We start from the raw sequence: 10,986 nt of genomic DNA, 5'->3' as shown, positions 1-10,986 counted from the left end.
ATCATCGTGCGAACCTTCAGCGCCTGGCCGTAGTAGGCGTCGTAGTAGCCCGCCGACAGCGCGTAGGTGCCGATCATGATGCGGCGCTTGACCTCCGGACCGAAACCGGCCTCGCGGGTCAGCGACATCACCTGGTCGGCGCTGTGGCTGCCGTCGTCACCGACGCGCAGGCCGTAGCGCATGGCGTCGAAGCGCGCCAGGTTCGACGACACCTCCGACGGCATCACCAGGTAGTACGAGGACAGCGCGTACTCGAAGCTGGGGCACGACACCTCGACCACCTCGGCGCCCAGTTCCTTCAGCACCGCGACGGCGGCGTCGAAGGAGGCGATGACGCCGGATTGGTAACTGTCGGAGTGCAATTCACGCACCACACCGACGCGCACGCCCGTCAGGTCACCGTTGGCGCCCTGCTTGGCAGCGGCCACCACCGGCGCCACCGGAACATTGCGCGAGGTGGAGTCGCGCGGGTCGTGCCCGGCGATCACCTCGTGCAACAGCGCGGTGTCGAGCACGGTGCGACCACACGGACCACCCTGATCCAGCGACGACGCGCACGCGATCAGGCCGTAGCGCGAGACGGTGCCGTAGGTGGGCTTCACCCCGACCGTCGCGGTGACCGCGGCGGGCTGACGAATCGAGCCACCGGTGTCGGTACCGATCGCCAGCGGCGCCTGGAACGAAGCCAGCGCCGCCGCCGAACCGCCACCGGAACCACCGGGGATGCGGGTGGTGTCCCACGGATTGCGGGTGGGACCGTAGGCGGAGTTCTCGGTGGACGAGCCCATCGCGAACTCGTCCATGTTGGTCTTGCCGAGAATCGGGATGCCCGCGGCCCGCAGCCGTGCGGTGACCGTCGCGTCGTACGGCGACATCCAGCCCTCGAGGATCTTCGAGGCACAGGTGGTCGGCATGTCGGTGGTGGTGAAAACGTCCTTGAGCGCCAACGGAACTCCCGCCAGCGACGAGGCGGGCGTTTCGCCCGCGGCGAGCGCGGCGTCGACCACGGCGGCCGCGGCGAGGGCTTCGTCGCCCGCCACGTGCAGGAAGGCGTTGAGCTCACCGTCGACCTTGCCGATGCGATCCAGGTGCGCCTGGGTGACCTCGGTGGAGGTCACCTCGCCGCCGTGGATCTTGCTCGCCAGCTCGGCAGCCGACAGCTGCGTCAACTCGCTCATTCGCCCTCTCCCAGGATCTGCGGGACCAGGAAACGCTGTTCTTCCACGGCGGGCGCCTGGTCCAGCGCCTGCTCGGGGGTGAGACCGGGCGTGACCACATCGGGCCTGGTCACATTGGTCGTCGGATTCGGCGACGCGGTGGCGGGGACGTCGGCGGCGACCTCGGTGATGGTCTGCACGTGGCTGAGGATCGAATCCAGCTGACCGGCGAACTGGTCGAGTTCGGCGTCGGTCAACGCCAGCCGGGACAGCCGGGCGAGGTGAGCGACCTCGTCACGGGAGATTGCGGGCACCGCGGGACCCCTTTCGGCTTCGGTGGGCAGTATCGGTACAGCCTAATTCACACGGTCGCGAAGCAATCCACAGCCTGCGCATGGCCGGAGCGCAGGCGGAGGTACGCCTGATCGGCGCGTCATATCGGTTTCGACGCGCCCGCCCCCGCGGCTCGGACGCACCCGCCGCACACGAAAGTTCGCGCATGTCGCGCCGATGGGGTCATACTTCGGGTCGAGAACCCGCGTTCAGGGGTGTAAGTATTGCTTCACCGGGTATTCGTCTCGAACAACCCCGGCCGTTATGGAAAGGAACGCACGTGTCATACCTGCTCCGCGTGCAACTTCCGGATCGACCGGGAAGCCTCGGCTCCCTCGCACTCGCCCTCGGCGGGGTCGGCGCGGACATTCTCTCGCTCGATGTCGTGGAACGCGGCGCCGGGTTCGCGATCGACGATCTCGTCGTCGAAGTGCCTACCGGCGCACTGCCCGACACCCTCATCACCGCCGCGGAGTCGGTGCGCGATGTGAGCGTCGACTCCATTCGCCCGTACTCCGGCGTGCTCGACACCCACCGCGAGCTCGAGCTGATCGACCAGGTCGCCAGTGCTCGCGACGACCGGCTCCAGGTACTCGTCGACGGCTGCCCGCGGGTGCTGCGCGTCGGCTGGTCCACGATCATCGGCCTCGGCCCGGCGGGCGCCTACCGCATCGTCGGTAGCCCGAGTGCCCCTGAGACACAAGCGGGTTCGGCCCCGTGGATGCCCATCGAGAAGCCGATGTGGCTCGACGGTGAGGCCGAATGGGTGCCCGAGATCTGGCGCGACATGGACACCAAGCTGGCCGCCGCGCCGCTGGGCAACACCGGCAGGGCACTGCTCCTCGGTCGCCCCGGTGGGCCCGACTTCCGGCCGTCGGAGGTGGCGCGGCTCGGCTACCTCGCCGGCATCGTCGCCACCGTCCTGAACTGATCGGGTCAGCGCAGCGCGAGCCGCATCACGAACAGTTGCAGTCCGTCGTGGGTGGCCCAATCACGTTCGGGCACACCGACGAAGCCGAGGCGCTCGTAGATTCGGTGGGCGTCGACCATCGAGAACATCGTGGTGAGCGCGACTGCGTCGAAACCGCCTGATCTCGCCTCGTCGACGACGGCGCGAACCAGCGCGGTGCCGACACCGAGTCCGCGTGCCCGCTTGGATACCGCGAGCATCCGGAACTCGAGTTCGCCGGGCTGAGCGATCTCCGCGTAGGGCGTGCCGGGCTTCGCGACGGTGAGCGAGCCGACGACCGCACCGTCGTGCACGGCGACGAGGACCTCGGCCTCGGCGGCCCGGTGCGCCACGTCGGCGAGTTCCCGCACATAATCGTCCCCGTCGGGGACATAGCCGTCGCCCACGTACACCTCCACAGTCAACGCGGCGACCGCGTCGTATTCGTCGGGGTGGGCGGGGCGGATCAGAAGTCCGGTGGTCTGCTCATCGGTACCGTGCATCCCCGAATGCTCCCATCTGGACGCTTGTGAGCTCCGACTCACCCATGCCCGGCGAGATCGGTGAGGTCGCTCAAGAGCCGAGGTAGGGGCGCAAGCCGGGGTGCTCGGCGTGCCAGTCGTCGGGGTTGTGCGGTGGGTAGGCCACGGCGAGGTGGTCGCCGGGTGCGGGCCAGTGTGCGGCGTCCCAGGCGAAGCGGCGGTAGACGACCTTGCCGGTGATCGACGGACCGGTGACGGTGCCGGTGATCGTCACGTAGTGCTCGCCGGTCATCGCGGGCAGCGGGCTGACACCGGTCACGTAGAGCGACCCGTGTTCGAGGTTCGCCCTTCCCCGGCCGGTCCGTCCGGAGACGACGGCCGCGATCGTCACCACCAGCATCGTCACCAGCGCTACCGCCATCACCACTTCGAGCATGCGCCCATGCTATGCCCCGCTCACAGCGGCGTGAGTTCGCTGACCCCCCGTGCACGGCGCACCTGCCACACCGCCGTGCGGGTGCGCTGGGAGCGGCCGTTGCCGCGGTCGATCAGCGCTCGATCGGCGGTGGTGTAGATCAGTTGTGCGCCACGGGAATTGGTCTCCGGGTTCTGGAACAACTGGACGAGGCGGTCGGTCTCCTCGACCGGCAGGCCGACGCCGAGATCGTCGACCGCGAGCACCTGGCCGGTGTCGAGAGCCTCCAGCATGGCGGGCAGTACGCGCAGCAGCGAACGGGTGGCCGTGGATTCGTCGGCCAGTTCGAACGGGACGTCGATGCCCTCGTGCACAAGGCTCAGCCCCGCGCCGCGGCGGTCGACCATGCGCCGGTACAGCGCGTCCCGCGCCGCGCGCAGGGTGCTCAGCTCGCGATCCACGAGAATCTGCTCGGGGTGGTCGAGATGGCCTGCCAGCGCGCCGATCTCGGCGTCCAGATCACGCAGGTAGTCCGCGTACATCGGATCGTGTTCGGCGACGAGCAGATCCTCGATCCCGAGATCGGCGGTGCGCAGCAGCATCAGCAGACGCGCCGCGTTGTCGGGCGAGCGGGAGATATGGCTGCCGAGATCGTGCGCGAGCGCGTCGGTGTCGACATCGCCCTGCTGCACAGTCAGATTCGCCGCGAACCACCGGTACGCGGGCACGAGCGCCTCGGCGTACATCTGCCCCGCCAAACTCAGCAGCAGCGCGTTCGGCCGCAGCAACGGCACCAGCGCCGCCACCCCGTACCGGGCCGCTTCGAACATCGGCCCGATCTTCACCTCGTCACCCCGGCGTTCGAACACGATCCGCTTGCGCGACCGAGGATGGGTGTAGAGCCACTCCGCGACCACGTCGGCGTTGTCGAGCCGGAACCCGTAGGTGTAGGGCACGCCCTCGGCGACGAATCCGGCGACGAATTCCGTCGGCCGCTCGGCGAACCCGAGATGCGGTCGCCGCACCGGGCCCGCGTAGGGGTCCCATCCGCTCACGGAATTCAGGACCGCGTCCCGCATCTGCCCGATCGCGTCGATCACGCTCGTCTTCCCGGCCGCCGCCACCCCGTGCACCGCGGTCACCGGCACCGCCAACGGCCCGCCTGCCCCCTTGGTCAGCCGCAACTGCTGAGCCTCCGCCAGCGATCCATGATTGGTCACCTGAAAACTGCGCAGCAAGGGTCCGCCTCTCCGAGATTCTTGGCAAGACTAAGGGACACGGGGGCTCGCCCACGCGGCAGCCTGATCCGGCGAACGGCAGCACCGATCCCGCGCGTGTTCGGTTCGGACGCACTAAGGTGCTGGACACTGCGGCTGGTTCGTCGCAGGTTCGGCGGTCGGCGATGAGGGATGGGTGCGCGTAATGGCGGTTCGGGTAATTGTTCGCGGAGTTGTCGTTGCCGCGGTGACCGCGGGAGCGCTCGTGCCCGCGGCGCTGGTGAGTGCGCCCAGTGCGCTGGCCGATCCGTGCCCGACGGGAACCGCGCGGGTGTTCCTGGGGAACTCGACCAACTCGTGTCAGGGTGCGGGGTCGGTGTCCTACACCGACGCTCCGGTGTCGAAGGTGTGCTCGATGGCGAGCACCGATGTGACGGTGGAGATCCAGACCAACATCAAGAAGCGGCCGTTGCGCACCCAGGAGCTCAGCAACGGGCAGTGCGCGTCGTTCGACATGAAGACCCAGATCGGCAACACGGTCACCGTCACCCCGAACTGACGCGAACCCGGCTGTTCACGTCGCCGGGCTCGGCTGGTCCGCCACGAGCGGATCGTCCGGTGCGACCCTGACCGCGTCGGGGCCGCCCTCCAGCAGTAGCCGGAAGCCGTCTTCGTCGAGGATCTGAACGCCCAGCTCTTCGGCCTTGGCCGCTTTCGAACCGGGCGCCTCGCCGATCACCACGAACGCGGTCTTCTTCGACACCGAGCCCGCCGCCTTGCCGCCGCGAACGAGGATCGCCTCCTTCGCGCCGTCGCGGCTGAAGGTCTGCAGGGAGCCGGTGACGACGATCGACAGGCCGTCGAGGTTGCGCTCGATGGATTCGTCACGCTCGTCTTCCATCCGCACCCCGGCCGCTCGCCACTTGTCGACGATCGCGCGATGCCAGTCGACGGTGAACCATTCCACGACCGCGGCGGCGATAGTGGGGCCGACACCGTCGGTGGCTGACAGTTCTTCTCCTGTCGCGGATTCGATGCGCTCGAGGTCCGCGAACTCGGCGGCCAACGCACGGGCCGCGGTCGGGCCGACATGGCGGATGGACAACGCGACGAGCACCCGCCACAGCGGAGTGTCCTTGGCCGCTTCGAGGTTCGCGAGCAGGCGGGCACCGTTGGCCGAGAGGGTGCCGTCCTGTTTGGTGAACAACGGCACGCCGAGCAGATCCTGCGCGTCGAGGGCGAACAGGTCGCCCTCGTCGGTGATCGCGCCCGAGGTGAGCAGGTCGTTGGCGGCTTCGTAGCCGAGGGCCTCGATGTCGAAGGCGCCGCGACCGGCCAGGTGGAAGACGCGTTCGCGCAGCTGGGCCGGGCAATGCCGCTGGTTGGGGCAGCGGATGTCGGCGTCGCCCTCCTTGGCGGGGGCGAGTTCGGTGGCGCACTCGGGGCAGTGCGTCGGCATGACGAATTCGCGTTCGGCACCGGTACGCGCGTCGACGACGGGCCCGAGGACCTCGGGAATCACATCACCGGCCTTGCGGATCGTGACGGTATCACCGATCAGCACACCCTTGCGCCGCACTTCGGCGGCATTGTGCAGGGTCGCCATCGACACGGTCGAGCCGGCGATCGAGACCGGCGCCATCACCGCGAACGGGGTGACCCGACCGGTGCGGCCGACGTTGACCTCGATGTTGAGCAGCGTGGTGGTGGCCTCTTCGGGCGGGTACTTGTAGGCGATGGCCCAACGTGGGGCACGGGAGGTGGAGCCGAGACGGCGTTGCAGGGCCGTCTCGTCGACCTTGATCACCTGACCGTCGATCTCGTGCTCGATGTCGTGGCGATGTTCGCCCCAGTAGGCGACCCGCTCGATGACCGCGTCGATGCCCTCGACCAGGCGGGTGTGGGCCGAGACCGGCAGGCCCCAGGCAGCCAGTGCCTGGTATGCCTCGTGCTGGGAGGCCGGGCGGTATCCCGCGATGCGGCCGAACCCGTGGCAGATCATCCGCAGCCGACGCTGGGCGGTGATCGCGGGATTCTTCTGGCGCAGCGATCCGGCGGCGGTATTGCGCGGATTCGCGTACGGCGGTTTGCCCTCGGCGACGATCTGAGCGTTCAACGTCTCGAAGTCCTCGAGCCGGAAATACACCTCGCCGCGTACTTCCAGGAGCTCCGGGATCGGGAATTCCTCGGTCGGGGTGAGCTCGGCGGGGATGTCTTCGATGGTGCGCGCGTTGAGGGTGACGTCCTCCCCGGTGCGCCCGTCACCGCGAGTCGCACCGCGCACCAGCTTGCCGTTCTCGTACACGAGGTTCAACGCGACGCCGTCGATCTTGACTTCGCACAGATAGTGCAGCCCGGACCCGGTTTCGGCTTCCACCCTGCTCGCCCAGGTGCGCAGTTCGTCGTAGTCGAACACGTTGTCCAGCGACAGCATCCGCTCGAGATGATCGACCGCGGTGAACTCGGTCGCGAATCCGCCGCCGACCAGCTGCGTGGGCGAGTCGGGAGTCCGCAGATCCGGATGCGCGTCCTCGAGAGCCTGCAATGCGCGCAGCAACGCGTCGAACTCACCGTCGGTGATGATCGGTGCGTCCCGCAGGTAGTAGCGGAACTGATGCCCACGCACCTCGTCGGCCAACTGTTGCCACTGCACCCGCTGCTCGGGCGTAGCCGCTTCGGCACTCACAGATACCGCGCTGTCGCTGTCACTCACCCACCAGAGATTAGTCGAGCCCACCGACACATCCATGCACGTCGCAGCCGTGCAGGAACGAGATTTCGTGGAGATCGGCGGGAGCTACGTCACCGACGACCGCGGCCCGAGCGCGACGGTTCCGGCCGCTCGACGGTGAGCGACTCCGGGTCCTCGGCGAAAGCGCGGGCAACGTCGGCGGCCAGCGCGAGGGCCGTGCGAGACCACGCGAGCGGAGCGCCCGCCAGACCGCAGGTCGGGGTGACCAGGACTCGGGTGAGGGCCGCACGAGGGAAGCCGAGATCGTCCACGAGCCGGACCGCGGGCTCGGCGGCGGCGCGCCAGGTGAGCGGGCTCGTGGGCGGTTCGGTGGGGACGAGTCCGAGGGCCAGCTTCTTGCCGGAGTCCACGGCTTCGCCGATGTCGTCGAAGTCGGCGGTGGTGATGGCCGACGCGTCGAAGGACAGGGCGGCGGCCGCCGTGCGGCGCAGGGTGGGCAAGGCCGGGCGGGCCGCGCAGGTATGCAGGATGACCGGTCCCGGTTGGGCGTTGATCACGACGTCGAGGAAGTGGATCGCCTCCGGACCGGGCAGCGCGCGGACGGTGTTGAGCACGCTCGGGCCGGTCAGCGATCCGTCGAGAACCGTCGTCAACTGCGGTTCATCCAGTTGCACAACCACGTTCGCCCCGAGTCGCTTTCCGATCTCGGCGGCGTGCAGGGCCAGGCCCTCGGCCAGCGAGTCCGTGAGGTCGCGCAGCGCACCGCGATCGGTGAGAATGCGATGGCCGCCGGGCAGTTCGACCTCGGCGGCGAGGGTGAGCGGTCCGACCGACTGGATCTTGATCGCCCGGCCGGAACCGACGAGACCCGCTGTCTCCCAGGCTTCCTCGATCGCGTCGAGATCGACGCGCACGAAGTCGCGGGCCTTCCGCGAGACCGAACCCGGGCGGTCGGCGAGCCGGTAACCGCGGGTGGTCGCGTCGAACCGCAGATCCACCAGGAGCGCGGAGGCGCGTCCGATCATGTCGGCGCCGATCCCGCGTTCGGGAAGTTCGACGAGGTGGGGCAGTTCCGGCAGTTCACCGACGATGGTGGTCGCCGCCTCGAGTGGATCGGTGCCCGGCCAGGAACCGAGACCGGTGGCGAACGCCCCGGCGAGCAAGTCCACCGGCTCCGCCGCGGCCGGGTCGCCGGACTGCTCACTGCCACGCCACAACGTCACGCGCTCAACACCTTTCGTGTCGTCTGGGTCAGTGGTCCACACCGGATCGGCGTCGACCACCACGAACCGGGCGCCGCACCACGGCGCGGGCCGTCACCCGTCATCCTGCCGTGCGCGCCGACTGCCGGCACACCCGCCACGACACGATCAGGCTGACGCCGCCGACGAATCGGACTCGATGCCCGCGGCACGGTCGGTGCCGTTGATGGTGCCGCTGCCGATCACGGTGTCGCCGCCGTCGGCGTCGGGCAGGTACAGCACGATGGCCTGGCCCTTCGCGACGCCGGTGAGCGGCTCACGCAACCTGGCGACGAAACCGTCGCCCTCGGGCTCGACCACGGCCGGCGCGGTCCCGCCGTGCGCACGCACCTGCACGACGCACTCGACCGACGAGGCCGGGCGCACGCCGGAAGTCCAGATCGCGCGGTCGGCGGTGACGATGTCGACCTGTAGATCCTCGACCGAACCGACCTTGACGGTCCCCGAATCGGGATCGATCCCGGTCACATACCGCGGCTTGCCGTCGGCGGCGGTGTGGCCCAGGCCGAGGCCCTTGCGCTGACCGACGGTGAACCCGTGCACACCCTCGTGACTACCGAGCACCGTGCCGTCGGAATCGACCAGCGCACCGGGCCGGATGCCGATCTTGGCACCGAGGAAGGCGCGGGTATCCCCGGACGGGATGAAACAGATGTCGTGGCTGTCGGGCTTGTTCGCCACCGCCAGCCCCCGCTCGGCGGCTTCCTCGCGGATCCGCGGCTTGGGGGTGTCGCCGACCGGGAACATCGCCCGCGCGAGCTGTTCGGCGGTGAGCACGGCCAACACGTAGGACTGGTCCTTGTCCGCGTCGACAGCACGACGCAGCACGCCCTCGTCGAGCCGCGCGTAATGCCCGGTCACCACCGCGTCGAAGCCCAGCGCCTGCGCGCGATCGGCCAGCGCGGAGAACTTGATCTTCTCGTTGCAGCGCAGACACGGGTTCGGGGTCTCCCCCGCGGCGTAGGCGGCGACGAAGTCGTCGATCACGTCTTCCTTGAAGCGATCGGCGAAATCCCAGACGTAGAACGGGATTCCGAGCACATCGGCGGCGCGACGCGCGTCACCGGCGTCTTCCTTGGAGCAGCAACCACGCGACCCGGTGCGCAGCGTGCCCGGGTTGGCCGACAGCGCCAGATGCACCCCGACCACCTCGTGCCCGGCGTCCACGGCCCGCGCCGCGGCCACCGCGGAATCGACACCACCACTCATCGCGGCGAGAACTCTCATCAGGCACCTCCTCTAGCGCCGGCCAGGCCTGCGGCCCTGGCCCGATCGATGACCTGCGGCAGCACGGTCAACAGTGTTTCGACATCGGCTCCGGTCGACGTGTGACCGAGCGTGAAGCGCAGCGAACTGCGCGCCTGCCACGGTTGCACACCCATCGCGATCAGCACATGGCTGGGCGAGGCGACGCCCGCGTTGCAGGCCGAACCGGTGGAGCATTCGACACCGGCGGCGTCGAGCAGCATGAGCAGCGAGTCGCCCTCGCACCCGGGGAACGTGAAGTGAGCGTTGCCGGGCAGTCGTTGCGCGGGCCCGTTGAGTACGGCATCCGGCACAGCGGCCCGCACGCCGTCGATCAACTCGTCGCGCAACGCCCGCAATCGCTGAGCGCGCCCGGGCAGGTCGGTGACGGCATCGCGCAGCGCGGCGGCCATCCCGATCGCCGCGGCCACATCGGAGGTACCGGAGCGCAGGTCGCGTTCGTGCCCGCCGCCGTGCACCAGCGGCACACACGGCACGCTTCGGCCCAGCAGCAGTACGCCGATCCCGTGCGGACCGCCGACCTTGTGTCCGGCCACGCTCAGCGCGGCCAGCCCGCTCGCGGCGAAGTCGACCGGAATCTGGGTCACCGCCTGAATGGCGTCGCTGTGCATCGGGATGTCGAATTCCTGCGCGACAGCGGCCAATTCGGCGATCGGCTCGATCGTCCCGACCTCGTTGTTGGCCCACATCACACTGACCAGCGCCACCTCATCGGCATGCGCGGCGAGTACCTCACGCAACACCTGCGGCGACACGACACCCTCGGCGTCGACCGGCAGCCAGCTGACCTGCGCACCCTCGTGCTTCTCGAGCCACTCGACCGCGTCGAGCACCGCGTGATGCTCGACCGAGCTGGTGACGATCCTGGTACGCCGCGGATCCGCCGCCCTGCGCCCCCAGAAGATCCCCTTGACGGCCAAATTGTCGCTCTCGGTGCCCCCGGAGGTGAAGATCACCTCGGACGGCCGAGCACCCAGATCAGCCGCGATCGACTCGCGCGCCTCCTCCAGCGACCGCCGCGCCGCCCGCCCCGAACCGTGCAGCGAGGACGCGTTGCCGACCGCCCCGAGGGCAGCCGTCATCGCCTCGACGGCGGCGGGCAACATCGGAGTGGTCGCCGCGTGATCGAGGTAGACCGTCTTGGGCGCACCGCTGATCGGACCCGAATAAGCCGACTTCATGACCGACAAAGCCTATACCACCGCTGACCTGG

The 10,986-nt window shown here is 69.1% G+C and carries 11 protein-coding genes; 2 read left to right on the top strand and 9 right to left on the bottom strand.

Going from position 1 to position 10,986, the window contains the following annotated elements; genetic code table 11:
* Together gatA and gatC are read right to left on the bottom strand one after the other, a co-directional pair.
* Nucleotides 1–1,178 (bottom strand): Asp-tRNA(Asn)/Glu-tRNA(Gln) amidotransferase subunit GatA (gatA, locus tag ACFWF3_RS09840; RefSeq protein ID WP_379313294.1); only part of this gene is annotated, 1,178 nt, incomplete at its 3' end.
* Complete coding sequence (gatC, locus tag ACFWF3_RS09835) at nt 1,175–1,471, bottom strand: Asp-tRNA(Asn)/Glu-tRNA(Gln) amidotransferase subunit GatC (protein WP_101466314.1); 297 nt, start codon at nt 1,469–1,471, stop codon at nt 1,175–1,177. The genes gatA and gatC, both read right to left, overlap by 4 nt.
* 299 nt (nt 1,472–1,770) lie before the next feature.
* Here gatC and ACFWF3_RS09830 point away from each other — a divergent pair, with 299 nt between their 5' ends.
* Nucleotides 1,771–2,421, top strand: coding sequence for an amino acid-binding protein (locus ACFWF3_RS09830; protein WP_358105186.1), 651 nt, complete (start codon nt 1,771–1,773; stop codon nt 2,419–2,421).
* 5 nt (nt 2,422–2,426) lie between these two features.
* On the opposite strand, the gene ACFWF3_RS09825 is transcribed toward ACFWF3_RS09830, so the two are convergent.
* The 3 genes from ACFWF3_RS09825 to ACFWF3_RS09815 all read right to left on the bottom strand — a co-directional run bounded on the left by ACFWF3_RS09825 (nt 2,427) and on the right by ACFWF3_RS09815 (nt 4,556).
* Nucleotides 2,427–2,942, bottom strand: a complete 516-nt coding sequence (locus ACFWF3_RS09825) for a GNAT family N-acetyltransferase (protein ID WP_378991590.1) — start codon at nt 2,940–2,942, stop codon at nt 2,427–2,429.
* Between the two features lie 70 nt (nt 2,943–3,012).
* Nucleotides 3,013–3,357 (bottom strand): hypothetical protein, encoded by a 345-nt coding sequence (locus ACFWF3_RS09820; protein WP_378991589.1) that lies wholly within the window; start codon nt 3,355–3,357, stop codon nt 3,013–3,015.
* Nucleotides 3,358–3,377: 20 nt separating this feature from the next.
* Nucleotides 3,378–4,556, bottom strand: coding sequence for an ATP/GTP-binding protein (locus ACFWF3_RS09815; protein ID WP_379313293.1), 1,179 nt, complete (start codon nt 4,554–4,556; stop codon nt 3,378–3,380).
* Between the two features lie 244 nt (nt 4,557–4,800).
* Between ACFWF3_RS09815 and ACFWF3_RS09810 the strand changes: the two genes are divergently transcribed.
* A complete protein-coding gene (locus tag ACFWF3_RS09810) occupies nt 4,801–5,112 on the top strand; it encodes a hypothetical protein (protein ID WP_101466309.1) in 312 nt (103 codons plus the stop codon).
* Between the two features lie 15 nt (nt 5,113–5,127).
* Here the strand turns inward: ACFWF3_RS09810 and ligA are convergent, their stop codons facing one another.
* From ligA to ACFWF3_RS09790, 4 genes are all read right to left on the bottom strand, one after another.
* On the bottom strand, nt 5,128–7,266 hold the full coding sequence (gene ligA / locus ACFWF3_RS09805; RefSeq protein WP_379313292.1) for an NAD-dependent DNA ligase LigA: 2,139 nt from the start codon (nt 7,264–7,266) through the stop codon (nt 5,128–5,130).
* Nucleotides 7,267–7,355: 89 nt separating this feature from the next.
* A complete protein-coding gene (locus ACFWF3_RS09800) occupies nt 7,356–8,414 on the bottom strand; it encodes a methionine synthase (RefSeq protein WP_379313296.1) in 1,059 nt (352 codons plus the stop codon).
* Between the two features lie 201 nt (nt 8,415–8,615).
* Nucleotides 8,616–9,734, bottom strand: a complete 1,119-nt coding sequence (gene mnmA, locus ACFWF3_RS09795) for a tRNA 2-thiouridine(34) synthase MnmA (protein ID WP_379313290.1) — start codon at nt 9,732–9,734, stop codon at nt 8,616–8,618.
* Nucleotides 9,734–10,954 carry a cysteine desulfurase family protein gene (locus ACFWF3_RS09790; protein WP_379313288.1) on the bottom strand — a complete coding sequence of 407 codons (1,221 nt, stop codon included), beginning with the start codon at nt 10,952–10,954 and terminating at the stop codon, nt 9,734–9,736. The genes mnmA and ACFWF3_RS09790 overlap by 1 nt, the downstream gene beginning before the upstream one ends.
* Nucleotides 10,955–10,986 lie beyond the last annotated feature (32 nt).

This window comes from Nocardia sp. NPDC060220 (assembly GCF_042727815.1).
GTDB lineage: Bacteria > Actinomycetota > Actinomycetes > Mycobacteriales > Mycobacteriaceae > Nocardia.
Note: the sequence above shows the minus strand (reverse complement) of the source record. Positions and strands in the feature narration are given on the sequence as shown.

Excerpts from the sequence above, each read along its gene's own strand:
- ACFWF3_RS09790 (WP_379313288.1), bottom strand. The coding sequence starts at position 10,954 with ATGAAGTCGGCTTATTCGGGTCCGATCAGCGGTGCGCCCAAGACGGTC.
- ACFWF3_RS09820 (WP_378991589.1), bottom strand. The coding sequence starts at position 3,357 with ATGCTCGAAGTGGTGATGGCGGTAGCGCTGGTGACGATGCTGGTGGTG.
- mnmA (WP_379313290.1), bottom strand. The coding sequence starts at position 9,734 with ATGAGAGTTCTCGCCGCGATGAGTGGTGGTGTCGATTCCGCGGTGGCC.
- ACFWF3_RS09825 (WP_378991590.1), bottom strand. The coding sequence starts at position 2,942 with ATGCACGGTACCGATGAGCAGACCACCGGACTTCTGATCCGCCCCGCC.